Annotated in this window: 25 protein-coding genes and 1 other RNA gene; 9 read left to right on the forward strand and 17 right to left on the reverse strand. The window is 55.8% G+C overall.

Annotation, left to right across the window (positions count from 1 at the left end; translation table 11 throughout):
• The first annotated feature begins 297 nt into the window (after positions 1-297).
• The 5 genes from AAEU42_RS03950 to AAEU42_RS03970 all read left to right on the forward strand — a co-directional run bounded on the left by AAEU42_RS03950 (position 298) and on the right by AAEU42_RS03970 (position 5,935).
• Positions 298-1,560 carry an NAD(P)/FAD-dependent oxidoreductase gene (locus AAEU42_RS03950; RefSeq protein ID WP_342232230.1) on the forward strand — a complete coding sequence of 421 codons (1,263 nt, stop codon included), beginning with the start codon at positions 298-300 and terminating at the stop codon, positions 1,558-1,560.
• Positions 1,557-3,692 carry a molybdopterin-containing oxidoreductase family protein gene (locus tag AAEU42_RS03955; protein ID WP_342232231.1) on the forward strand — a complete coding sequence of 712 codons (2,136 nt, stop codon included), beginning with the start codon at positions 1,557-1,559 and terminating at the stop codon, positions 3,690-3,692. The genes AAEU42_RS03950 and AAEU42_RS03955 overlap by 4 nt, the downstream gene beginning before the upstream one ends.
• Positions 3,689-4,189: a 4Fe-4S dicluster domain-containing protein gene (locus AAEU42_RS03960; RefSeq protein ID WP_342232232.1), complete on the forward strand. Its 501-nt coding sequence runs from the start codon at positions 3,689-3,691 to the stop codon at positions 4,187-4,189. Before AAEU42_RS03955 ends, AAEU42_RS03960 begins: the two co-directional genes overlap by 4 nt.
• A gap of 9 nt (positions 4,190-4,198) precedes the next feature.
• Entirely contained in the window at positions 4,199-5,107 is a 909-nt protein-coding gene (locus AAEU42_RS03965) for a DMT family transporter (RefSeq protein WP_342232233.1), read from the forward strand.
• 147 nt (positions 5,108-5,254) lie between these two features.
• Positions 5,255-5,935, forward strand: coding sequence for a FadR/GntR family transcriptional regulator (locus tag AAEU42_RS03970; protein WP_342232234.1), 681 nt, complete (start codon positions 5,255-5,257; stop codon positions 5,933-5,935).
• 48 nt (positions 5,936-5,983) lie between these two features.
• Here AAEU42_RS03970 and AAEU42_RS03975 read toward each other — a convergent pair whose 3' ends face one another.
• The 3 genes from AAEU42_RS03975 to AAEU42_RS03985 form a co-directional block, all read right to left on the reverse strand.
• Positions 5,984-6,664: a P-II family nitrogen regulator gene (locus AAEU42_RS03975; protein WP_342232235.1), complete on the reverse strand. Its 681-nt coding sequence runs from the start codon at positions 6,662-6,664 to the stop codon at positions 5,984-5,986.
• Positions 6,665-6,676: 12 nt separating this feature from the next.
• Positions 6,677-8,179, reverse strand: coding sequence for a DUF1538 domain-containing protein (locus AAEU42_RS03980; protein WP_342232236.1), 1,503 nt, complete (start codon positions 8,177-8,179; stop codon positions 6,677-6,679).
• A 363-nt stretch (positions 8,180-8,542) separates the two neighbouring features.
• Positions 8,543-8,812 (reverse strand): hypothetical protein, encoded by a 270-nt coding sequence (locus tag AAEU42_RS03985; protein ID WP_342232237.1) that lies wholly within the window; start codon positions 8,810-8,812, stop codon positions 8,543-8,545.
• 136 nt (positions 8,813-8,948) lie between these two features.
• Here AAEU42_RS03985 and AAEU42_RS03990 point away from each other — a divergent pair, with 136 nt between their 5' ends.
• Both AAEU42_RS03990 and AAEU42_RS03995 read left to right on the forward strand, forming a co-directional pair.
• Positions 8,949-9,617 (forward strand): sigma factor, encoded by a 669-nt coding sequence (locus tag AAEU42_RS03990; RefSeq protein ID WP_342232238.1) that lies wholly within the window; start codon positions 8,949-8,951, stop codon positions 9,615-9,617.
• Positions 9,614-10,402 carry an anti-sigma-I factor RsgI family protein gene (locus AAEU42_RS03995; RefSeq protein WP_342232239.1) on the forward strand — a complete coding sequence of 263 codons (789 nt, stop codon included), beginning with the start codon at positions 9,614-9,616 and terminating at the stop codon, positions 10,400-10,402. The genes AAEU42_RS03990 and AAEU42_RS03995 overlap by 4 nt, the downstream gene beginning before the upstream one ends.
• 205 nt (positions 10,403-10,607) lie before the next feature.
• Here the strand turns inward: AAEU42_RS03995 and AAEU42_RS04000 are convergent, their stop codons facing one another.
• The 8 genes from AAEU42_RS04000 to AAEU42_RS04035 form a co-directional block, all read right to left on the reverse strand.
• Complete coding sequence (locus tag AAEU42_RS04000; protein WP_342232240.1) at positions 10,608-11,159, reverse strand: helix-turn-helix domain-containing protein; 552 nt, start codon at positions 11,157-11,159, stop codon at positions 10,608-10,610.
• Positions 11,160-11,748: 589 nt separating this feature from the next.
• On the reverse strand, positions 11,749-13,833 hold the full coding sequence (locus AAEU42_RS04005; protein WP_342232241.1) for an AAA-like domain-containing protein: 2,085 nt from the start codon (positions 13,831-13,833) through the stop codon (positions 11,749-11,751).
• A 342-nt stretch (positions 13,834-14,175) separates the two neighbouring features.
• Positions 14,176-14,634 carry a recombinase family protein gene (locus tag AAEU42_RS04010; RefSeq protein ID WP_342232242.1) on the reverse strand — a complete coding sequence of 153 codons (459 nt, stop codon included), beginning with the start codon at positions 14,632-14,634 and terminating at the stop codon, positions 14,176-14,178.
• Between the two features lie 85 nt (positions 14,635-14,719).
• On the reverse strand, positions 14,720-14,899 hold the full coding sequence (locus tag AAEU42_RS04015) for a hypothetical protein (protein WP_342232243.1): 180 nt from the start codon (positions 14,897-14,899) through the stop codon (positions 14,720-14,722).
• Positions 14,900-14,920: 21 nt separating this feature from the next.
• Positions 14,921-15,163 (reverse strand): hypothetical protein, encoded by a 243-nt coding sequence (locus AAEU42_RS04020; RefSeq protein ID WP_342232244.1) that lies wholly within the window; start codon positions 15,161-15,163, stop codon positions 14,921-14,923.
• 481 nt (positions 15,164-15,644) lie between these two features.
• The gene (locus tag AAEU42_RS04025) at positions 15,645-15,824 is read right to left on the reverse strand and encodes a helix-turn-helix domain-containing protein (RefSeq protein ID WP_342232245.1); all 180 of its coding nucleotides are present in this window, start codon (positions 15,822-15,824) and stop codon (positions 15,645-15,647) included.
• A 259-nt stretch (positions 15,825-16,083) separates the two neighbouring features.
• Complete coding sequence (locus AAEU42_RS04030; RefSeq protein ID WP_342232246.1) at positions 16,084-16,278, reverse strand: helix-turn-helix domain-containing protein; 195 nt, start codon at positions 16,276-16,278, stop codon at positions 16,084-16,086.
• A gap of 133 nt (positions 16,279-16,411) precedes the next feature.
• On the reverse strand, positions 16,412-17,503 hold the full coding sequence (locus AAEU42_RS04035) for a toprim domain-containing protein (RefSeq protein ID WP_342232247.1): 1,092 nt from the start codon (positions 17,501-17,503) through the stop codon (positions 16,412-16,414).
• A 412-nt stretch (positions 17,504-17,915) separates the two neighbouring features.
• Here AAEU42_RS04035 and AAEU42_RS04040 point away from each other — a divergent pair, with 412 nt between their 5' ends.
• Positions 17,916-19,055, forward strand: a complete 1,140-nt coding sequence (locus tag AAEU42_RS04040; RefSeq protein WP_342232248.1) for an S-layer homology domain-containing protein — start codon at positions 17,916-17,918, stop codon at positions 19,053-19,055.
• A 137-nt stretch (positions 19,056-19,192) separates the two neighbouring features.
• Here AAEU42_RS04040 and AAEU42_RS04045 read toward each other — a convergent pair whose 3' ends face one another.
• From AAEU42_RS04045 to AAEU42_RS04070, 6 genes are all read right to left on the reverse strand, one after another.
• On the reverse strand, positions 19,193-20,023 hold the full coding sequence (locus AAEU42_RS04045) for a tyrosine-type recombinase/integrase (RefSeq protein WP_342232249.1): 831 nt from the start codon (positions 20,021-20,023) through the stop codon (positions 19,193-19,195).
• A gap of 220 nt (positions 20,024-20,243) precedes the next feature.
• Positions 20,244-21,362, reverse strand: a complete 1,119-nt coding sequence (locus AAEU42_RS04050; protein ID WP_342232250.1) for a tyrosine-type recombinase/integrase — start codon at positions 21,360-21,362, stop codon at positions 20,244-20,246.
• A gap of 221 nt (positions 21,363-21,583) precedes the next feature.
• Positions 21,584-21,930: a transfer-messenger RNA gene (ssrA, locus tag AAEU42_RS04055) on the reverse strand.
• Positions 21,931-22,117: 187 nt separating this feature from the next.
• Positions 22,118-22,639 carry a peptidylprolyl isomerase gene (locus AAEU42_RS04060; RefSeq protein WP_342232251.1) on the reverse strand — a complete coding sequence of 174 codons (522 nt, stop codon included), beginning with the start codon at positions 22,637-22,639 and terminating at the stop codon, positions 22,118-22,120.
• A gap of 89 nt (positions 22,640-22,728) precedes the next feature.
• Positions 22,729-23,196 (reverse strand): SsrA-binding protein SmpB, encoded by a 468-nt coding sequence (gene smpB / locus AAEU42_RS04065; protein WP_342232252.1) that lies wholly within the window; start codon positions 23,194-23,196, stop codon positions 22,729-22,731.
• Positions 23,197-23,244: 48 nt separating this feature from the next.
• Positions 23,245-23,748, reverse strand: a complete 504-nt coding sequence (locus tag AAEU42_RS04070; protein ID WP_342232253.1) for an adaptor protein MecA — start codon at positions 23,746-23,748, stop codon at positions 23,245-23,247.
• 185 nt (positions 23,749-23,933) lie between these two features.
• On the opposite strand from AAEU42_RS04070, the gene AAEU42_RS04075 reads away from it, so the two are divergent.
• Positions 23,934-24,344: a hypothetical protein gene (locus AAEU42_RS04075; protein WP_342232254.1), complete on the forward strand. Its 411-nt coding sequence runs from the start codon at positions 23,934-23,936 to the stop codon at positions 24,342-24,344.
• Positions 24,345-24,363: the final 19 nt, after the last annotated feature.

The following is a 24,363-nucleotide window of genomic DNA, read 5'->3' on the forward strand; positions in this document are numbered from 1 at the left end:
CCGTATCCACCCAAGAGGAGGGATGCCTATTGTGGCATCCCTCCTCCCTTGGAGCAGCTTGCAAAATAACCGGCAGTAGTTCGGCGGGAAAAATCGCACGTGACTTCGTTGTCGTCCTTGACGGGCGTCAGCCCGTCGGCGTCCTTCGCCTTGTCACGTATCCATTTTTCCCGGCCTCCTTTCCTGCCGTTTATTCCGCAAACTGCTCCGGGTGGGTGCTGAGGGAAGCCCCTTCGCGCAGGGGGCCTCCCTGAGCACCAGTTTTGGAAGACGCCTTCCGTAAAGGAGAACACAGCTATGAAACGATTTGCCATTATCGGCTTCGGCTGCGCGGGCTACCAAGCTCTGGCGGCCATCCGGCAGGCGGGGTGCGGCGCCCAGGTGGACGTGTACACCGAGACCGACCTGCCCCCCTACAACCCCATGCTCACCACCTACTACGTGGGTGGCAAGCTGCCCTACGAGGGGCTGTTCCCCTTCGGCACCCTGGAGGAAATTGGGCAGCGGTACGAGGCCAGCTTCCTCACCGGCACCCGTGCGGCCAAAGTGGACGCCCAGCGCCGCACGGTGACGCTGGAGAGCGGCGAGGTCCGGAGCTACGACAAGATTTTGGTTTCCACCGGGGCCACCGCCTTCGTGCCGCCCTCCTTCGCCGGGGTGGAGGGGGCCTTCTGCATGCGGACGGTGGACGACGCCGTGGGCCTCAAGACCGCCCTGGAGGAACGGGAGTACCGCTCCGCCGTGGTGGTGGGGGCATCCATGGTGGGCATCAAGGTGGCGGAACTGCTCTTAAAGCGGGGCATCCGGGTCACCCTGGCCGACATGGCCCCCCACATCTTCGCCCTGGCCGCCTACCCCGAGGTCTCCGCCATGATTGAGGAGCGCATCGACAAAATGGGCATCCGGATGGCCTTCAGCCGGGCCCTGGCCGGGGCGGAAAAGACCCCGGAGGGCTACCGGGTGACCTTCGCCGACGGCGAGACGCTGGATACCGACCTGCTGGTGCTGAACATCGGCACCCGGGCCGCCACCGGGCTGCTGGACCCCGCCCAGGTGAACATCGACCGGGGCGTGGTGGTCAACGAGAGGATGGAGACCTCCGCCCCCGGCGTATACGCCGCCGGGGACTGCTGCCAGGGCAGGAACCTCCAGTCCGGCCAGACCCAGATCATCGGCCTGTGGGCCAACGCCGGCGTCCAGGGCCGGGTGGCCGGGCGGAACATGGCGGGGGTGGGGGACGAGACCGACGGCAACATCCTCCACAACATCACCCACTTCCTGGACATGGACTTCATCGGCCTGGGGGACAACCGGGCCACCGGCGAGGTGTACCAGTACTATAGCCCCGACCGGCGCTTCTATTTGCAGGCCGTCCTGAAGGACGGCTGGCCCGTGGGCTTCAACATCCTGGACAACTACGGCATCAGCGGCATTTTGAAGGCCCATCTCGTCAAGGTCCTGCGGGGGGAGAAGAGCGGCTTCACCCCCGAGCAGCGGGGCCAGCTCCTGCGCTACGGCCTGGAAGGCGACTTCATCGACACTTTGGAGGGAATGGTATGACAAACGAGGAACGGCGCCTCCGGGCCAAAATCCCCGGGGCGGATACCGGCATCCAGGTCAAGCGCTCCATCTGCGACATCTGCTCGCCGGGGATGCACTGCGGCCTGAGCTGCTACGTGAAGGACGGCCAGGTCATCAAGATCGAGGGCACCGACGGTCACCCCCAGAACGACGGCAAGCTCTGCACCAAGGGCCTGGCCAACCGGCAGTACCTGTACCGCAAGGACCGTATCATGACCCCCCTGCGCCGGGTGGGGGAGCGTGGGGAGGGCAAGTTCGAGCCCATCTCCTGGGACGAGGCCTACGCTGAAATCACCGAAAAGCTGAACGCCGCCAAGGCCCAGTACGGCCCTGAGTCCGTGGCTTTCTACTCCGGCTACTCCAAGTGGTACCGGCCCATGCTGCGGCGGTTTGCCTACTCCTTCGGCTCCCCCAACTACGGCAGCGAGTCCAGCTCCTGCTATACCGCCGCCTTCATGGCCTGGAAGACCGCCGCCGGGGACCAGGGGGCCGCCGACATGGCCAACTGCGACCTCTTCCTGGGCTGGGCCTACAACCCCTTCTACTCCAACTACATGGGCGCCAAGCGGGCCATGGAGGCCAAGGCCCGGGGGGTGAAGTTCCTCATCGTGGACACCCGCTACACCCCCGCGGCGGAAAAGCTGGCCGACGTGTTCCTCCAGCCCCGCAGCGGCACCGACGGCGCCCTGGCCCACGCCATCGCCAACGTGCTCATCAGCCGGGGGCAGATCGACAAAGAGTTCATCGCCAATTACGTATACGGCTTCGAGGAGTACGCCGAGTACGTCAAGGGCTTCCACGCCGGGAACATCGAGGAATTGACGGGGGTGCCCTACGCCGACGTGGTGAAGGCCGCCGACCTCATCGCCTCCAGCGAGCGCATGTCCTCCTACGAGTCCTCCGCCCCCATCCCCCACCACAAAAACGGCTTCCAGAATTACCGGGCCATCATCTCCCTGCTGGCCATCACCGGCAATTTCGACCGCCCCGGCTGCCAGAGCCCGGTGGTACATACCTATATCCACGTGGAGTGCGGCTTCCCCCTCCACGAGGAGGAGTTCCAGTACGGCACTAAGCCCCAGGACGCCCCCGTCCCCGTGGGCGGGGACCGCTTCCCCCTGTGGAACCACCTGGAGGGGGAGATGCAGGCCATGGACCTGCCCCGGCAGATCGAGACCGGGGAGCCCTATCCCGTCAAGGCCGTCTTTGCCCTGGGCATGAACGCCCGTATGTGGCCTGACGACGGGCGGATGTTCGCCGCCCTCCAAAAGCTGGACTTCTTCGTGGACACCGACCTCTTCCTCACCGACACCGCCAAGTACGCCGACATCGTCCTGCCCGCCTGCACCTCCATGGAGCGGGGGGAGTTCAAGCCCTACCCCGGCGGCGTGGCCATCTACACCAATCCCGTCATCCCCCCCCTGGGGGAGGCCAAGTCCGACGTGGACATCCTGTGCGATTTGGCCAACCGCCTGGACCTGGACGACGGCCTCCTCAAGGCCGGCTACGAGGCCTGCGTCCAGAACATCATCCGGGACCTGGACGTGACCACCGCCGAGCTCAAGCAGGCCGACCTGCCCATCAAGGTGGCCGAGGTGGAGCGCTTCGAGCCCCTGGAGCACGTGAAAAAGGGCCTGCGCACCCCCACGGGCAGGTTCGAGCTCAAGTCCGCCATCATCGAGGCCCACCCCGAGTGGGGCCTGGACGCCCTGCCCACCTACACGCCCCCCCTGGACGCCGCCGACGAGAGGAAGTACCCCTTCACCTTCACCTCCGGCTCCCGCATCCCCCACGCCATCCACTCCCGGCTCCACGGCTGCCCTAACAACCGCTCCCTGCGGCCCGACCCCACCGCCGACATGAGCGTGGAGGACTGCGCCGCCCTGGGCCTCAAGGAGCGGGACCGCATCGTTATCTCCACCGAGCGGGGGGAGGTCCGGGTCTTCGTCCACCCCACCCCCGCCATGCCCCAGGGGCTGGTGAACCTCTATCACGGCTATTCCGAGGCCGACGCCAACAGCATCCTGGACAGCGACCATCTGGACCCCTATTCCGGCTTCCCGGCCTACCGCTCCACCCGCTGTGGGGTGAGAAAGGATGATGCGGTATGAAAAAATACCTCTTTTTCGACCCTGAAAAGTGCTCCGCCTGCGGGGCCTGCGCCCTGGCCTGTATGGACCAGAACGACGTGGACATCCCCGGCGGGGAGCAGCCCTTCCGCCACACCTTCACCCTGGAGGCGGCCCGGCACCTGGAGTTCTACTCCGTGAGCTGCATGCACTGCGACGACGCCCCCTGCGTGGTGGGCTGTCCCAGCGGGTGCCTCACCAAGGACCCGGACACCGGCTTCACCCTCTACGACAACACCCGCTGCATCGGCTGCCACTCCTGCGCCATGGCCTGCCCCTACGGCGTGCCCACCTTCGATCTGAACGGCAAGATGCGCAAGTGCGACGCCTGCTTCACCCGGCAGGAGAACGGCATGACGCCCGCCTGCGTGAAGGTCTGCCCCACGGGGGCGCTGACCCTGCTGGACGAGAACGACTTCCACGCCCGGCAGACCGCCCTGCGCCAGGCGGGGGTCAACGGGGCCCCCGCCCGGCAGTAAGGAGACGCCATGGGACAAGGAATCTTAGCGGTGGTGGCCTCGGCCACCATCCTGGGCGTCATGCCCTCCATGCAGAAGCAGTTGATGGTGGACGGCCTGCCCATCTTCAGCCTGATGTTCTTCACCAACCTCATCATCACCCTGGTGACCCTGGCGGTCTCCCTGGGCAGGGGCCGCAGCCTGAAATTGAGCCGCCCCCAGCTCATCCAGGTGGTCCTGATGGGCCTCACCGGCATGGTGGCCACCGCCATGCTCATCAACACCGCCTACCTCTTCATGCCCGTGGGCACCGTGACCATGCTCCACTTCCTCTATCCCACGGTGGTGTGTATCGTCATGGGCACCCTCTTCAAGGAGGGCTTCTCCAAGCTCCAGGTGGCGGCCATCGTAGTCTCCATCGCCGGGATGTTCTTCCTCACTGGTAAGAACGGCAGCCTGCCCGTGCTGGGCATCGCCCTGGCGGCCATCTCCTCGCTGACCTACGGCTCCTACCTCATCGCCAACGAGAAGGGCCCCGCCAACGACCTGCCGCTGGAGGTAAAGCTCTTCTACGTCTCTCTCCCCGGGACCCTCCTCTTCGCCGTCCTGGCCCCCGCCACGGGGAACCTGGCGGTGCCCTCCAGCCCCGTGAGCTGGTTCCAGCTCATCGTCTGCTCCGGCCTGGCCACCGTGGGGGGCTACTTCCTCATGATGTTCGGCATCCAAAAGCTGGGGGCCTCCACCGCCTCGTTTTTGTCCATGCTGGAGCCGGTGGTGAGCGTGGTCTTCGGCACCATCTGGTTCGCCGACCCCGTCACCGTGGGCGTGGTGGTTGGCAGCGTCCTCATCCTCACCAGCGTGTGCTTCATCACCCTGGACAGCTCCCGGAAGGAAAAGCGGGCCAAGGAAGCGGAATTAACCGGCCAAACACAGTCTTAGGACTGTTTTGGATACACCTCCTTTCTCTAAACTCCAAACGGAAACACCCGATCCGGGAGCGGATCGGGTGTTTCCGTTTGCATTTCCCTCCGGGCGCTGTTATACTGTAAGACATGAATGACAGACCCGGGATGGGAGGAACCAGAGATGACGAAAGTGACCTCGGGGAAAAAGCTCTATGAACAAGTGGTGGAGCGGATCAACACCATGATTGCCCAGGGAATCTACCAAAAGGGCGATCTGCTCCCCAGCGAAAAAGAGCTGATGGAGATGATGGGGGTCAGCCGCATCACGGTGCGGGAGGCCCTGCGGCTTTTGGGGGAGACGGGCGTGATCCAGACCGTGAAAGGGAAGGGGAGCTACCTGCTTATGGACTGGCAGCAGTTGGCGGAGAGCCAGGCGGTCCAGGGGGGATACCCCCAGACCTTTCTGGACTCCACCAACCTGCGTATCCTTCTGGAGCCGGAGGCGGCCCGGGAGGTGGCCCTCCGGGCCGACGAGGAGGAGCGCCGGGCTATCGGGGACTACCTCAGCGCCGGCGGGGATGAGCTGGAGGGCTTTCACCGGGCCATAATCGCCGCCACCCACAACCAGGTGCTCATTGACATGTTCGACCGGCTTCTGGAGCTGGAGAACGCCCCTCCCATGGTGAAGCTGGTGCCCCCCTTTCGTCAAAAGAGCGTAGCGGCCAAGCTTCAGAGCCAGCATGAGAAGATCTATGAGGCCATCCGGGATGGGAACGGGGAATTTGCCTATTTCTATATGAAGGAGCACCTGGGATTTTTGAAGGACACCTATGAGGAGTTCTTTCAGGTCTTTTATCACTGACACGCGAAAAAGCCGCCGCCCCGGCCGGGGCGGCGGCTTTTTATCACGTCAGTCGTCCAGGAGGCTGCGCAGGCCCACCACCTGGTTCACCGGCAGGGAGAAGACAGCCTGCACGCCCCCATCCTTGGCGGCGGCGTGCTCCATGATGGCCCGCATAATGTTTTTTTCGTCCCTCTGCCTGGAGACGATATAGATGAGGTCCTGCTCCGAGGCGATGGACATGCCAAAGAACTGGGCGGCGCTTTTTTCGCTGATGCCCTTGGCGTGCACGATGGTGCCGCCCCCCGCGTTGGCGCTGCGGGCGGCGTCCATCACCGATTCCGTATGCCCGTTCTGGGCGATCACGACCACGAGGGAGTAACGGTTCTCTTCCATTTCGCGCTCCTTATCCGATTCAAAATTTTGGCCCTGGGTGAGGTATTTCAGGCTGGAGTGGTTGACGACGCTCTGGAGGGGGACGGTGAAGGCGATGCCGTTTCCGGGCACGTCGATCCGCATGGTCCGCATCAGGCCCCGCAGCAGTTCACCGGCCAGGTCTTTGGAGACAATGGAGGAGATCATGACCTTTTCCGTTTTCTCCAATCCCAGCAGGTCCAGGGTTTTCTGCTGGGCGGTACCCTCGCACAGGGCGGCGGACAGGCAGTGGACCCCGCCGCCGTACAGGTAGCGCAGGTATTCCTCCCCGTATTCCCGCTTGGTAATCGTGACCATATAGTACATATTACTCATGCCGGCTCCTCTTTAAAATGTGATGATGTCGCCGCCGTCCTCGTCCTCCGAAGCGGCCTCTTCCTCCTGGACCTCCTCCGGGCGGAAGCGGTACTTGTGGTAGATCCCAAGCAGCTGGATGGTGATGAGGGGGGTCATGGCCACCATGGCCACCACGCCGAAGGCGTCCACCACCACGTTGCCGCCCACGCCGCTGCAGGTCCCCATGGCCAGGGGGAGGAGGAAGGTGGCCGTCATGGGCCCGGAGGCCACGCCGCCGGAGTCAAAGGCGATGGCGGTGAACAGGGGAGGGGAGAAGAAGGTGAGGACCCCGGCCAGCAGATAACCTGGAACCAGAAGATACAGGATGGGCAGGCCGGTCAGCACCCGCAGCATGGCCAGGCCCACGGAGATGGAGACGCCGATGGACAGGCTGGTGGAGAGGGCCTTCTGGGGGATGGAGCCGGCGGTGATGGTGTAGACCTGCCGGTTGAGGACGTGGACCGCCGGCTCGGCGGCCACCAGGAAGTAGCCGATGACCATGCCGATGGGAATGATGATCCAGTTGTGGGACATGCCGCCGATGAGCTGGCCGATGAAGCTGCCCACGGGCATGAAGCCCACGTTGACGCCGGTGAGGAAGAGGACCAGCCCCACGTAGGTGTACACCAGCCCCACGCAGATCTTGATGAGCTCCCCCTTGGGCAGGTGGAGTTTGGTGACTTGGAACAGGAGGAAAAAGACCAGGATGGGGCACAGGGCCAGGGCCACTTCCTTGAGATACTTGGGGAAGGCGGTGAGAAACAGCAGCCACAGCTCCTTGGAGTCGGCGATCTGGGGCATGGCCACGGGGACGTAGGTCCCCGCCACGTCGCCGTAGACGATGCCCAGGACCAGCACGGCGATGATGGGCCCGGCGGAGCAGAGGGCCACCAGGCCGAAGCTGTCGTTCTCGGCGTTGCTGTCGCTGCGGATGGCGGCCACGCCCACGCCCAGGGCCATGATGAAGGGCACTGTCATGGGGCCGGTGGTGACGCCGCCGGAGTCGAAGGCCACCGACAAAAACTCCCGGGGGACGAACCGGGCCAGCAGAAAGACGAAGAGATAGACGGCGATGAGCAGGTGGGAGAGTTTGATCCGCAGCAGCATCCGCAGCATGGCCACCACCAGGAAGAAGCCCACGCCCACGGCTACGGCCAGGATCAATGTCATGTTGGGGATGCCGGGCACCTGCTCCGCCAAAACCTGGAGGTCCGGCTCGGACATGGTAATGAAGACCCCCACCAGCAGGCTCACCAGCACGATCATCCACACGCTGCGGGACTTGGTGACGGCGGAGCCCACGTGGTTTCCGATGGGGGTCATGGCCAGGTCGGTCCCCAGGGTAAAGAGCCCCATACCCAGGATCAGCATCACGGCCCCCAGAACAAAGCCCATCAGCAGGTCGTTGGGCACCGGCGAGATGGTGAAGCACAGTAAAAAGACGATCCCCGTCACGGGGAGCACGGAGGAAATAGATTCCTTCAGCTTCTCCATCAGGATGGTGCGGTTTTTTTCCAGTATGATTTGATTCGGCCTACCCACGAAACACCTCTTTCTGACCTGTCGTAACGGCGCCGCCGCGGAAAAGCGGTGGGCCTATTGAAAACCTATTGTCATAATATTAACATATTTATGGCCCAAAAGGAACCGGTATGAGAACAATTTACAGAAACTTAACGGCTGAAGGCCACGGGGGCCGGACTGTGAAAACGACAGCGGGCCGGTGGGAACACCGGCCCGCTGTCGAAAGGGTCTGGGCAGACCCGCATGTGGGGGAGAAGAAAGAAACGGTTTTTAGACAAGGTCTGGGAATATGAGACGCCCCGGCGGATTTGCCGCCGGGGCGTCTCATGAGGATCAGCAGTGCCGCCCGCCGTGGCGGCCGGAGGAGTGGCCGCCGCCGGAGCAGGAGGCGCCGGTGCAGGTCCCGCCCGCATGGTCGTAGCCGCAGTAAGTCACGCCGTCGTGGGTGTGGCGGCCGGTCTCTGCGCAGCCCTCCACCGCGCACACGGCGTAGGAGGGGGAGGCATTGTGGTGTCGCCCGCCGTGGGCGGAGGCGGGGAGGGTGACCGCCCCCAGGAGGAGGGCGCAGGCGGCGGTGGCCGCCAGGGTTTGTTTCAGCTTCATGGTAAGGATCTCCCTTCATTTTGTCTAAGATAGGATACGAATGAGAAGTTCCAAAACGTAGGGTGAGAAAAAAATATTATTTTGCCCTATGAAAACCGGCCCGGCGGGCGTATTCTAGAACCAAGGGGGTGTGGGAGTGGAGGAGCTGGAAGCGCGGGTCCTGGCCGCTGGGCGGGACCGGCAGGCGATGGAGGAGCTGGTGCGGGACTACCTGCCCTTTTTGAAGAAGCAGGCCGCACAGGGCGGGCCCGGGCTGGACTATGACGACCGGCTGAGCCTGTCCATGGTGGCCTTCGCGGAGGCCGTCCGGCGGTACGCTCCCCCCCGGGGGGCCTTTCTTCCCTTCGCCGAGGTCTGTATCCGCAACCGCCTTTTGGATGAGAGTCGCCGGGAGCTGCGGCACGCGGGAAACGTGGTCCCCCTCCGGGAGGGGGAGCGGGCCGTGGGCGATGTCTGGGACCGGGAGCTGGAACGGCAGGCCTTGGCCCAGGAGATCCAGCAGTTTGACCGGGATCTGGCCCTGTGCGGGGTGACCTTCGCGGAGCTGCCCCAAGCCTGCCCCAGGCAGCGGCGGGCCAGGACGCAGTGCCTCCGGCTGGCCGCCTGTGTGGCGGCGGACGAGGCCTTGCGCGCCGGCTTCAGACGGACGGGACGGCTTCCCCAGGGCGAGCTGGCCCGGCGGTTTGGGCTGTCGGTAAAGACGGTGGAGAAGCACCGAAAATATATCGCGGCCCTGGCGGTCCTGCTGACCGGGGACCACCCGGGGATCCGGGCATTTTTACCCAAGGGGGAGGCGGCGGAGTGAAGACGGGCGTGGTATTGGAATGTAACGGGGGCAGGGCGGTGGTCCTGGACGGATCGGGGGGCTTCCGGGCGGTGTCCGCCCGGCCGGAGTGGCGTCCGGGGGACGTGGTGCCTCTGCCGGGACAGCGTGGGAAAGCGGGGGCTCTGGCCGCTGCGGCGGCCTGCCTGGTCCTGGCGCTGGCCGGCGGCGGGAGCTGGCTTTGGCTGAGCCCCGCGGCGCTGGTGAGTATGGACGTGAACCCGTCGGTGGAGCTGACGCTGAACCGCTTCGAGCGGGTGGTGTCTGCCCGGGCCCTGAACGCGGAGGGGGCTGCCCTGCTGGAGGCCGGTACCGTGAACGGGATGCCGGCGGAGCGGGCAGTGGCGGCGCTGTTGGACAGCGGTTATCTGGAGCCCTACCTGGAGCGGGAGAACTACGTCACCCTTACGGTCCAGTCTGAGGACGAGGATTTGGCCGGGCGGCTGCTGGCCCTGGTGGACGAGACGGCCTCCGCCTCGGTGGGGGCACAGGCCCGGGTGTCCTGCCACGGGGTGGACGGCGCGCTGGTGGAGGAGGCCCACAGCTACGGCATGACGGCGGGGAAGTACCTGGCTCTGCTGGAGCTCCAGGCGGCGGACCCCGGGGTGGACATTACGGAATACGCCCACTGCGGCATCGGCGAGATCGAGGAGCAGATCGAGCGGTGCCACATGTCCCACGGCAGCGGGGCGGGAAACGGAGGGGCGTGGACATTTCCCGGCGAAGGCTGCGGCGCGGGGGAACATCATGGGGACAGGCACCACTGAGGGCCGCTGAAAAAGACTTTTCCGCAAAACGGCAGCGGGTGATTGAGAAAGCCGGACGGAGAGAACTTTCCACAAAAGACCACCTGCGCTGTCGCAAAAATATAGATAAAAAAGGACGCGCCGCATCCAGAATGCGGCGCGTCCTTTTTTGCGTCAAAAAGTCAAAATAGATGGGCGAATCGTATTTGCCGGCCTGGGTGATGGATCAATGGGGCTGTCGGTCTGAGTTCATGCGGGATATCCATATGGCCGCGATGCCGCCGATCACGAGAAGAAGAAAGATTACCAATAGTGCCTGCAGCCGATACTCGCTGATGAACGTCCCAAAGTCATATCCAAGCACGTCTCCGCCGCCATAGGATTGAACGGAGCCGTCAGGCAGGATCCGCGTTTTGGTTACATGGACTTCTATCATGGTGGACAGAACCATCAGCGCAATATTTCCAATACAGCCGATGGCGGTGCATATGATACCGATCACAAGCTGTATATTGGAGCGGAATTTACGCTGTGAGCCGGCCGTGTTGTTTTGCGCCGCAGGAATCCCGTCTTCCCGCAGGAACTCGTCCTTTAATAAATAGTCGATTGAGACGTCAAACAACTTGCCGAGCTGGACCACATTTTCGGTATCGGGGAGAGACTCTCCCAGCTCCCACTTGGAAATGGCCTGCCGGGATACGTCCAGTTGTTCCGCCAGCTTTTCCTGGGATAAACCCTGCCGTTTTCGTAGCAGTTGGAGTTTTTCCCCGAATGTCATAGCGCTCCTCTCCTTCCATGGCTGCAGCATAACAATTTTTGGAGCCGGACTCCACCAAATGAACATGGAAGTTTCGCAACTACAAGTTGCGGGGCATTTGTTTTGGCGGATTGCAGGCCAATATAAATAACCTATACTCATATCATAACAAAAAAGCCAGAACAACACAAACGTGGGGGCACATCGGTTCTGTCCCAGCTTTTGGCCTATATTGCTGAAAGTGACGCGGGATTCATTAGGACCCTTGCTGGAAACCTGGTGTAAATTTCGGAGCAGAGCGGCACGGGAGCAAAAAGAAGGAATTTTGTCAGTTGACAAAATTCCTTCTTTTTTGCCTTGTGCTGACGAAAAAGATGCAGGGCTACAAGAGTTCTGCAGCAAGGGTTGCGATATTTTAATAGATAATCGTAAGTTCAGCAGTCAAGGGCCAGCAACGTAGTATAAATAAACTGCGAAGCTCACCGATTTTGGAAATCAAAGATGGCTACTGTTACATTTTAAAAAAGCCTTGGCGCCAGTTTATGGGAGGAAACTTAAGATGGTTAAAATGCTAATAATTGAACGTCGTGATTATAAAAGGACTCTATCCTCAAGTAATATCAGTTATTTCTAGTTGTATAGCGGCCAAAAAGTTCTCAAGAAGTTTTTGCTGAACAGCAAATCGCTGATCCCGTATATCGGAAAAACCATTTGTATCCTCTGTCCAAAACTCTTGATATTGTCTAGAGACGGTGGGATTTAACTCCAAGTGATCTTGAGAATGACGATATACTTTAATTCTGTGAAGAACTTTATGAAGCAAAGGGAAGTCAGATTTAATATCTGTCCAAAAATATTTGTTTTTTGAAATTGATTTTCCGTAGTTTTCTATAGACTCCACAAAGCAACGGTTACAAATATTAAAAAAGGTCTCAAAATCGGATTCGGTAATGATTGGTTTTATGGTTGCAAATTTTTCGGCCTCGGGAAAGGAGTTTTCACCAAATAATTTATTTTTCCCAGAACTGCGAATAGCGGATTCCAGTTGGCGAAGGTCGCGTATAATAGATTTAACACGTTGAGTTATCCAATCGTCTCGTTTTTCTTTTTCTACTAAGCGATAAAGAGATGTACGATTTTCTTTTTTTGCCAACTCCATAGCAACATATCTTCCTGCAACTGGTATGTTTACGACTGGGATTCCATTACTATCTTTTGCAACAAGTCCATAGCTATAAAGGTGTTTAGAGTAGTCTACCATTGAGGACAATTCAATAAAATCGGCGACTTGCCCTGATGCAAGCATCTCAAACATTTCATATTCATCTGGGTAAAACTGTTGAATTTCAGAAACAATATGTTTGAAGTAGTACGCAAGCTCTGTATCTATACCTTCCTGCAGCTCTGAAATATTGGTATCAGATATGCTGATGGGCCGGTTTTGTGCGCTATACTGGCGGTTAATATAGCTACATGCCAATCGTAATAACATGGGATGCCCATTAAACTGCTTGTACAGAACACTTATAGCGGTATGGTTAATTTTAATACCCATTCTCTTTCCAAGAGTTCGAATCATTGTACGAGTATCTTCTTCTGTTAATCCTTGTAAATATTCGGATTGAACAATACTAAACAAAGGGTTTTGTATACCATTTATTGTATCAACTTCCGTTACACTTGGATTCACGCCTGATAAAATAAATACCAGGTTTCGGTGAATACTTTGAACAGACCAAATAGTCTGCCAAAAGTCTATAAATTCCGTCTGCCAATGACTATCCAGAATACTCTTAAATGATATGTACTCAATTTCATCAAACATTATAATTATTTTCTTGTTTCGTAATGCAGCCTCATGGACGACATAACGAAAACTTTTTATAATACCTTTCTCATCATATTCCTTTCTAATATTTATCTTTAAACGCTTGGCAATATTGTCACAGATTTCACCTAAAAGCTCATTCCAATGTAGTTTTCTATAAGAGGGGGATTTGCAATCATAGAAGAAAACAAATCCAATATGCTGAGCCCTTATAATTCTGTCAATTTTAAACAACAGTGATGTCTTTCCTGTTTTTCGAACTCCAAAGATACCTCGGTTTTCACACCGTTTAATTGCATCAATATATCTTGCAACTATTTGCTGGCGACCAAAGAATGATGTTTCATCTCTCAAGGGAAGCGTGTAACCAAATAAATCCACATCGTAAAAATATTTTCGAAGCTGATTCCTAATAAACCAGTTATCATGTGCACCTTGAATTAGCTCCTCGTAAACAAACGGTACAATGCAGCGGGATTGTTCCTCCGTAAAATTTGTAATGCCTGCGTAATTCAATATACCACAATCCTTAGAAACCACAAAACAGTTTAGAGTGTCAACACGGTTTTTGAACGGAAAAACATCAAACATCATGTTGACAGCTTGGATTGTACGAGGTTCTAATGTGTCATAAGGAGAATACGCTAACAGTATTTCTTTGTCTATACCAAAGGCATCACTTAAATAGTCCTCGGGCTTTAAAAGATATACAAACAATATGGTATTATTGAGACTTTTCTTTTCAGCATATGATATATCAAATCCGTTGAGAAAGGATTTAAGAAGGCTTTCTTGATCTGGATAACGAGACAAAAAAACTGATTTAACGTCACTTTTTATTGAACCCATTTTATACTTCCTCTCCAAATATTTTTATCACATTCCGTCGTTCGGAACGAATTATGATTGTATCTTAGGACTCTCATATGGCGCATCATAAAAAACCTAAAGTAAAGTTCTCATAATTGTTAAACTCCACAACCTGTCCAACAGCACATTATTCACATAACAAGTCCTATATAATTGCTCCTACACACTGTCACATCCGCATTCAGTGTCTTCCCCCAATAATTGCTGGCAATTTTTAGCCATCAAATACTTTTGCAACTACCCATTATTTTTCAGTTGTCTATGCTCTGGGAAGTTCTCCACGAAAGTTTTTTGCAAAATCACCATTCCCAGAATACTTCTCGTTGTTAAGAATCTTCCTCAACGTCTCCCGGCTCCATGTGGCTTTTCCTCAAGGCGACCGTCTGCATCATGGGTATATCCATAGCACTTGCGCTGATAGTATTTAAAATCAGGGTTCTCAAAAGACTTCTGTAGCCCCCACTTGATGTCTTGGCTGTTGGAGTGGCTCTTCTCCGAGGCTTTGGCACAATTCAGTGTTAGCATAAACTCGGAACTCTCGTAAAGTGAGTAGATATCTTCCTGCTCAAAGTAAATATCCACATTCCATCTTCGCAGCATCCGAATGGTTTCTAATGCATCCGCAGTGTTCCGGCCAAATCGGTGGGCCAACTTCGTAAGGACCATGTAGATCTTACCCCGCTTCCAAGCTGAAATCAAGGCTGAATCTGCGCCGTCCTTTTTTCTAAGTGCCGCTTCTAATGTCTGAGTAAACTCTCGCAAACGTCCAGTAGGGATTTGTTCGGATCCGCTTCTCATAGTAGCACTCCTGCGCCGACAAACTGACAAGCTGTTCCGGAGTATGAGTGCTGACACGGCAGTATGCTGCCACGTTTTTCTCTGGTCAGATATTTTCCGTTGGCGGCATCAAATAATTCTTTGAAAATGAGCGCTGGGTGGTGATTTTTATAGTAGTCTGTATTGTTGAATCAAACACCTTAATTTGGACGCCGTCTTTCACCTGCGTTTTTCCCAAAACGGCATCGCCTACATATTTCTCGTTTTCAAGAAGCTTGGAAATCATTTCACGGCTCCATGTCGGTTTTCAAGTGGGAGGGGGTATTCCCATATGCACCAGGAACGCGACAATCTTGCCCAAGCTGTCACCCAAAATAAAGCAGTCGAAGATATGAAAAACAATGACTGCCTCGGTAGGACAGATCAACAGATTACCTGTGGATGCCATACTGTAGCCGTAGCAGACGGTAGATGCTTTAGCGGATGTTCCGCTCCAAAAGCTCTTTTGCAGACCGGCCCGGATCTGCTCGCTTTTTGTTGTGTTCATCATAGCACATTCCTTTTACAATTACAATTTTTGTATGCAAAAGGCACAGCCAACCGGCTGTGCCTCATTTTCATGAATTTAGTTGTTTGCCCCGGGGTTCGAGTCACCCCAAGTGCGTTTTGAGTCTTTTTAACGGTTTTGCGGTAAAAAAGAAAAGTTGACAAACCCTTGTAACAAGATGTTTCCAGCTTGCAGAGTTTGTCAACTTATCATGGTGGAGGCGAGGGGAGTCGAACGAGTAGGCCGAGGTTTCGGCCCGTGTCCAATGATTCCGTCTCGTCCCGTCAAGTCGCTGTATTGCGGGCGTTTCAAGCGTTCGGGTGGGGTGGTTTCTTTGATGTCGGATAGTGTCCTGTGGTGTTGTGAAGGTAAATGTTTACCTGATGTTGACCCAGCTTTCCTGTCTGCGTTGTCCGCTTTGGTACGGTGGTGTTGTGCCTGGGTATGAAGAAAGGGGGAGCAAAGCTCCCCCTTCTCCTGTTGGTCAACGGTGCAGGCGCATGGCACTGAACATCTCTCCGTTATTCAGCCATTCGTTGAAGGACTGACGGTTTACCAGCGTTCTGCGGCCCAGCTTCTTGACCTTAAACCGCCCATCGTTACAGAGCTTATAAGCTAAATCCTTGCTGATTCCCAGCATGGTCTGAACCTCCTTTACATCCATAACGGGGCGTTCGGGGGTTTTGTCATTTTGGTTTATGTATATTCTCCTTTTTATAATCTTTACTTCATTTGTTCCTGCTTCTCATTTTCCTGCCTAACACATTTTACTTAAAGATAATAATATATTATATAAGGACAGGGAGAAGTTTATAATTCAGTCCATTTGACTTTGTAATGAAGTTTACAATATCAGTTTATAACAAAACGTTCAAAAAGTTAAGTTCGCCAGAAAATTTTGTGCAAAAAAACGGGACGGCGCATTATGCGCTGTCCCGTCCCTGCTTCTGCTTTTGGAGCCATGCCCAGAAGTCCTCTTTGATTATCTTCTTTGCGTTACCTATCATCATCCAGGGAAAATCCTCCTGCTTAAAGAGCTTGTAGGCCGCCTTGCGGCTGATTCCAAGCAACTTCTGAACATCTTCCACGGTATACATGATACATTCTTTATTTTCCATATGATTACCCCCGTATTTGTTATGATTTTGTTTCCATATCAATAATATATATGGAAGGGCACAAGCCCGATATAAGAAAGGTCGGAATTGATTTGGTCCCTGCCCCGCCTCCCAATCGGAGGCGGGGCCTTTTTCATACCTCTGCCAGCACATCACCCGCAAGGAGCCGAAGCACGTCGTTCCAGTCCTTACAGTAGCCGTACTTGGCGGAAATAGGCTTTAGGCCACGCTCCCGCAGGTCTATGATATTTTCGGGCTTGATGATACTCTTGATTTCCGTCCGTAACCGCTCCGCCCCCTCAATGCCCTTTTGGTCGTTGTCCATACATAGGCTGACAGTCTGGATGGACGGATATTTTAAGAGCAGGCCGCTTAAATACCTTCGGTTGTTAGCCCCGTTGAGGGAAATGTAACAGCGGTTGTCCGCATGGTCGGCCTCATGGATACGGCCCTCACGGAGCAGGGAGAGGTAAGAGAGCAGGTCAATTATGCTCTCAAAGACAAAGACTTCTTCATAGTCGGCAGTGGAAAGGTTGTCCTTCTTTGCGTAAAAGAAGCCCGTGCTGGATTCTTTGACTAGGTTGCACTCGTAGGGCGTTCCCGTAGTCCCCTTTTTGGTGATGGCTATGACTTCTCCCTTTGCCAGCGAGTCACGATAAGTAATAAAGCAGAGGTTGTAGCTTTCGTCCATCATCAAATAGCGGTGGTGGATAAAATGTAATACCACGTCTCTTGATATGTGACGTGTTTTATATAAGTAGGCCATGGTGCGCCGCAGGGCTAAATTCTCCCCCTTGAATAGCCTGTCCTCGTCGGTAATGCCATTGAGGTCTAATTCATTAATGGAGCTTACAGCGGCGTGTGAACTGGCCGAAATGGCGTTTAGTTCTTTTTGAATGGGAGCTTTGGCAACCTTAAAATAAAAGTGGTTCAGCAAATATAACGCTTGCGGAAAGGTAAAGCCAAGATAGTTTTGCAAAAAGAACAGCGGAGGCATACATTCACCTGTGTAGTGGTTTATTGCCATGTTGGAATATAGCGCTATCTGTGTGTCCTCGCGAAAGCGGTACTGATTGCCAATACGGAGGACAAGGTTATTATCAAACCAAAAGATAAACTGAATCAGGTCGCTGTTGCTTATCTTGCTTATCTTAGCTTGTGAATAGCTTCTTTTTACAAATGTATTGTTTATGGTGTTGCGTAGTACGGTTTCTTTTGTAAGCATTGAATGACCTCCTAAATATATAAAAGTAAGTTTGTTTTTTTGGTTCCAATGTAGGCGACAGCCGCCGCAACGGAGCCGTTGTGTTTTGTTCCTACTAATAAGTTATACATTCTGACCGCCGATTACAAATCAGAATGGTTCGACCCCCAGCTTTCTTTTGTCTGACCCCCGAGGTCATGCCACCATCGGCAAAGGAGCCCCACGGTAAACCGTGGCGATCCTTTGCCGGTGGTGGCAAATCGTGACCCTGGTGATAAATCGGAATGAACCGAAATAGAATGAAATATGTCCTAATCAGTAAGGGCGGAACTTATAACAGGTCGAAATAAAGAAAGGAAGGATTGTCTTATGGGATGAATCGTCGTATCATGATAAACAGCGAATGTCGAAAAAGAGAGAAGGAGAAAAGAGAATGAAGAAGCGAATCATCAGTATGTGTCTGACCCTGGCGTTGATGGTGGGCTTGTCCGTATCGGCCAGCGCTACAGTGACGGGGAGCATGGAGAACTTTACAGACAAGCAGACCTATACCGAAGGGCAGTTTACCGACGTGTACGTCTCCGACTGGTTCGGAGCGGGAACGGCGAAAATGTATCGCCTTGGGCTGATGAATGGGACGGGCGGGGCCACGTTCAGCCCCATGAAAAATATCACCGCCCCAGAAATCTATCTGCTGATGGCTCGGATAGCCGACCTTTACAGTGGCGGAACGGGTGAAGTCAGCGGAGACTGGCAGACGGCGGGTTATACCTATCTTCAAGAAAAGGGGCTTGCCGTTGACCTCCAAGCCGCCCAGGATGGGACGGTGGCCCGTGCCTATGTGGTGGGGCAGTTGATGAGGATTCTCCCCGCCTCCGAGTTCGAGGCAATCAACACGGTGGAGAAGCTACCCGACGTAAATGGAGAGACCCCTTACAGTGCCGAGATTCTCACCCTGTATCGGGCGGGAGTGCTGACAGGCGGGGACGATTATGGAACCTTTTCGCCCAACAGCCCCATCACACGGGGAGAGCTTGCCACGGTACTGGGCCGAGTGGTTGAGAGCCAAGGAAGAAAAATATTTACGCCGACGGCAACAAAATCAGAGTTTGTCGGTGTAAACACAAGTTGGCGCTCTAGTGAAGAAAACCCTCTTGAAAATCTTCCCAATACTAAAGTAATTTGTGATGAGTATGGAGTAGATGCTGGAAATTCTGGATTTACTGATTATATTTATATTATGGGTGGAGCTGTTTCAATGAAACTTGATACAGATTCTCATTATATCGAAATTAAGGGATTTGATTATAGTGCTAATAGTCCATTTAACTATAATGCGACTTGTGCCCTAATTAAAGATGTGTGTGATACTGAATCTGCAAATGCATTAGTAGGTTGGTTAGATGAGTTGGACCAAATCGTAACCGATTATTGGATTGGGGTTCATAATGAAACAAATAAAATTACAGAAAAATTAAAAAGCTGTCCTAAAAGTTTTGGAAATATTACTGTAGAACTTGATATTTCTGATGTAGGATTTCTTGAAGGTTTAAAAATCTCCAATGCATTTTAAGGGTTATCAGTGGATAAGCGGGGGACGATATTCGTCCCCCGCTTACCTTATATTTAGCACATAATGCTTCATAAGCTCGTCCCTGTCCCTCCCGTGGCCCAGCCAGACAGAGGTTCGGGAAAGGCTTTCCTTCATAGTCAAACCCTGCTGTCGGCAAGCGTCATAGTAGTGTTGTGCCGCCAGCTTTCGCAGGGCATGGTAACTCTGGTCTTGTGGGCGGTGTACTCGGTCATACCCAGGGCGTGGAACGCCCTCCGAAGGTATGTATTGAGGCTGTCCGACTGGACAGGGCAGACCCGCCCTTCCCCTCGTTCACGGCAGATTTCAGCGAGACGTGACACAGTATCTTTGTTGTTCAAGGTAATGACCCTGCTTCTCTTACCTTTGCTGTCCACCACCCGAACCGTGGCGGTTCCGTCGGCCTGTATGGAGATATCCGAGCCTTTGAGCTTGGCGCACTCACTGACCCGCAGACCGCAGGAGCCAGACAGGAACGGGGCGTATTTGGCCCCGCTTCTGCTCTGGTCGGCGTAGTCCAGGAGGCGCATATAATCAGCCTCCGACACCTGGACTGTCCTGCAAGGGGCGGAGGCCGCCGCAGGGACGGCTACGCCCTCGGTGAAGCTGATTTTACTATTGGGATAGGTGGCCCGTGCCAGGGCTTCCAGTTTGCGCAGATGGGAGGCCCGCAGTTTGAGGGTGGCCCCTGTCCATGCCCCAGCATGGGCGGAGAGATACCCCTGGACGTGCTCGGGCCGAAGCTCATAGAGAAAGCGGGGCGGGTCTGCCTGCGCCTTCAGCCAGTTTGCAAACCCCGCCGCCGTGTCGATAAGATTCTTCCTGTCGGCAAAGCTGAATATGGTGCTCTGCCGCTCGTACCCCGCCCGCTTCATGCTGTGCTTGTCCTGGCCCTCTTTGAAATTACTGTCGATAGCGTGTATCAGTTGGTGCTTGATTGATTTCCCCATTCTCACCCCTTCCTTTTGTTTCCGTTCGTTTCCGTTTGTGGCATATCGTGTCCGGCATTAACGGCCAAGGCCGTTAATGCCGACACATGACATAGCTTTCAGACTACTTCTGCTGTACTTCAAGCACAGCACAACCGAGGCGCAGGGAAACCCTGACCGCCTCACTGTCGGGAAAACCCGACACAGGGGAGGGGGAGGCGGTAGCGCCGCCTCCCCCTGCTCATGCGCTCAATGCCTTTGACACCGCCTCCACAGCGGCAGTCTTGCATTTCTTGTTGTCGTGGATATAAATATCCTCTGTAATGCGTGTGTTGGAATGGCCCAGGGCACGGCTCACGTCGTACACGTCGGCGTGTTCAACGGCCAGACTTGCGAAGCTGTGCCGCAGGTCGTGGAACCGAATACGGGGCAACCCCTTCTTCCTGAGAAAGTCGGTGAACATATCCGACAGGTAGTTGGGGCGGTAGGGCCTCCCATCGGGCCATGCGAACACATAGCCGTTATCCTGATATTCTCCCTCACAGAACTGCTTATCCTCCTCTTGTGCTTTCTTGATTTTCCCCAGCAACACAAGCAGTTCGGCGGGGATTTTTAGGGTGCGGACGGAGCCCGCGCTTTTGGGCTCCTTGGTGATGTGGCTGTTGCCCGCCTGGGTGCGTGTCTCACAGACGTAAAGGGTCTGTGCGGTCATGTCGATATGCTCCCAGCGCAGGCCGCAGATTTCGCCACGGCGGAGGCCCAGGCGTGCCGCAAGCCCCACGGCGATTTCCAGGCGGTCCCCTTTGACCAGCTCAAACAGGTTTATAAGCTGGTCGGCGTTGTAGACCTTGTACTCCACCTCGCCCTTCTTGGGGGGCTTGATGGTGGTCAGGGGATTCTTGCCCACCTTTTCCTCCTGCACCGCCGTGAGAAAGACGCTGTTCAACAGGTCGTAATGCTTGCGGACGGTGTTGGGGGATAGCTCCTTGCTGACGGCGGCAAGATATTCGTTTATCCTGGCACGGCTCACATCCTTCAAGGCCAGCTTACCCATATGGGGGACAATGTGGTTTTCGATGATGTTCCGATAGCCGTAGCGGGTGGTGGCCCCAAGCTCCCGCTTCTCGGTGTTCAGCCAGTAGCCGCAGTATTCCGCCAAGGTCTCCCGACAGGGAATGACGGCGCTTTCACGGGTGGCCTTGAACTTTGCCAGGGCGAGCTGGGCCTCCTTCTTGGTGTGGTAGGTCTTTTGTACCTGGTGGCGTTTGCCCGTGCCGTCCTTGCCGTAGTCCATATTCACATAGTATAATTTCTTCTGGTCGTCATAGTAGATGTTCTTCTCAATTTTTGTTCTTGCCATGTTTGGCTCCCTTCTTGGACAAGAGGCAAAATGGCTGGGTTAATTCTTATACCACAAAACTTCCCGAAAGTTAAGCGCTCAAAAAATGTTTACCGAAAAATTTTTATGTGCGCTGTTTACCTAAATGTTTACCCGACCCAATGCTCTGATATGTTTCGCCCTTGAAAATGGGCAAAAAGAAAGTGCCTCGCCGTATTTTGCAATACAGCGAGGCACTTTCATGGTGGAGGCGAGGGGAGTCGAACCCCTGTCCGAAAGCGTTTTCATGGGAATTTCTCCGGGCGCAGACAGTCATTTACATTCCCTTACCCAGGCGTGGGCTGACACACTCAAAGGCTTGGTAGCTTCATGATGCATGGCACGCTCAAAGCTTTGCGTACTCACGTTCGCCACTGCACGACGCCCCGTCCCGGATTGTGGCCCCTCCGGGCGGGACGGTCACGGCTTAAGCCGCGACGAGCTCAACGTTATTGTTGGCGTTTAATTGTTTTTTGCCCATTTTAAGGATGTTAGGCGCATCCGCCCGCTGTTCCCACTTCCACACCCCCGTCGAAACCAGTACGCCCCCTCGTCGTCGGAGCAAGCTGCATATCCCTCGCTTTCGGGCTTTGCCCGAAAGCTCGCTCATTTCGCTGCTCCTCCTCTTCCTGGGAAAGCGGCATAGCCGCTTTCCCAGGATAAAGGACGAAGGTCACGAGGACCGATAAGGCATGAAGCCGGCCCCATGCTGGGGGAGCCGGAGGTAAGTTGCTGTGTCAGGATTTTTTCGGCGCGGGGTAATCCACGCCAAAGGTGTCCACCGTGACCGCCTTCAGCTTCTGGGGGGTCTTGGGCTTGTCGTTCCAGTCGGTGGGGGCGCTGACGATGGCGTCGGCGGTCTCGATGCCCTCGATGATCTTGCCGAAGGCGGCGTACTGGCCGTCCAGATGGGGGGCCTTCTCCACCATAATGAAAAACTGGCTGCCGGCGGAGTCGGGATCATTGGTCCGGGCCATGGAGAGAACGCCCTTGTCGTGCTTGAGGTCGTTTTGGAAGCCGTTGGCGGTGAACTCGCCGGGGATCTCGTAGCCCGGGCCTCCGGTGCCGGTGCCGTTGGGGTCGCCGCCCTGGATCATGAAGCCGGGGATGCAGCGGTGGAAGATGAGCCCGTCGTAAAAACCGGCCTTGACCAGGGAGATGAAGTTGTTGACGGTGTTGGGGGCGATCTCGGGATAGAGCTCGGCGGTCATCTTGGCGCCGTTTTCCATCTCGAAGGTGACGATGGGGTTCTGAGCCATGGGAAACACGTCCTTTCAAGCTGTTTGGCAGACAATTCAGATAAATGTATTAAAGTTCTCTTTGCCCACTTTTTTCAAGAAAAAGTGGGTCAATAGCGGCCCCGGTCTTTCATGGCCCGGTCGATGTCCCGCTTGGAGTCCCGCTCCGCGGCGGTGGCCCGCTTGTCGTAGAGCTTTTTGCCCTTGCACAGCCCCAGCTCCACCTTCACCTTGGCGTCCTTGAAATAGAGGGACAGGGGGACCAGGGTGAGGCCGTCCCGCTGGACGGAGGACTGGAGACGGAGGATCTCCCGGCGGTGCATGAGGAGCTTCCGGGTGCGGCGGGGGTCTTTGTTGAAGATGTTGCCCTTCTCATAGGGGCTGATGTGCAGCCCGTAGAGCCACAGTTCCCCGTCCTTTACCTGGCAAAAGCTATCCTTGAGGTTGACGGCCCCCTGCCGGATGGACTTGACCTCGGTGCCCGCCAGGACCATGCCGGCCTCAAAGCGGTCCTCCACGAAATAGTCGTGAAAGGCCTTGCTGTTTTTGGCGATCTGCTTGGTTCCTTTTCGGTCCATTGGGCACCTCCTCTCCACTTGGCCAGTAATGGTATTATACCATAAATGTCAAGACCGCAGACGTAAAAAATGGTAAAAAAGAGCGGAGAGGGCGTTGTGGGAGAAGATGGGCTTTCCCGCCTCGTCCAGGCGGGCGGGGCGGAGGGGATCGGCGCTCTGGGGGGCACCGAACTCGCAGCAAATGGCGGCGGCGGCCTCCACCTGAACGGGGAGGGAGAGCCAGTATTTGCCCTCCCACCACCACAGCGCCCCGTCCACGGGGGTGTGGCGGAGGGCCAGGGCGGCCTGGAGGAGGGCCTCCAGGTCGTCGAAGGTGAACCACTGCTCCCCGTCGGGGCGGACCCGGGCAAAGACCAGGACGCCGCAGCACTCGGGATAGGCTTCGATCTCCACCGAGCCGCTGAGGACGATGCCCGCGTCGGCGCAGGCGGAGCGGGTGAGGAGGAGGGCCTGCTCCAGGGTGAGCCCGGCGGGGGTGAAGCCGTATTCGGAGAGATCGGCGGGGGTCAGGTAGAGGGCCACACTGGCGGCTCCAATGGGCTGGATGGTCATAGGGGACCTCCTTTGAATCGTTTGTCTCCATTATATGAGCGGGGGGCTTGGCTGTATAGCTGTAATGATTGGGAGAGGTGGAAAAAAGGGGCGGCAGGGCAGGGCGGGGCCTGGGGGAGAGAGGATGCGGGGGAAGGACAACGGCAGGGGGGCACCCCCCAGGGGCAGAGAGGGAGGTTATGCGTATGGCAACGAATCGGACGGAACAATATGGGCTCCACCTGTGGGAGCCGGGGGACGACTTTTTAAGGGAGGAGTTCAATGAAAACTTCAGCAGACTGGATCTGTCCGCTCGGGTAGTTTCGGGGAGTTATACCGGCAATGGAGCGGCTGGGCAGCATATTGAGCTTGGATTTTGGCCCGCCTCGGTATTGGCGGCACGAGAGGACGGCGAGATAACAGTGAGCCTCAGCCGCACCGGATATGGCGGCCTGGCCCTCCGGGACAGGCCCGTGAAGCTTTCCGTCAATGACCAGGACACGGTTGTAGCGGTGGATCCCAGCGGCTTTACCGTATTCAGCCGGGAAAGCTCCAACCAAAGCCCCCGCGGAAATCAGTCCGGGGTCAGGTATCATTTCCTGGCCGTCCAAGGCTGACCGGCACGACAAAAGCGGC

It is taken from the genome of Pseudoflavonifractor phocaeensis (assembly GCF_038439875.1).
Lineage (GTDB): Bacteria > Bacillota > Clostridia > Oscillospirales > Oscillospiraceae > Vermiculatibacterium.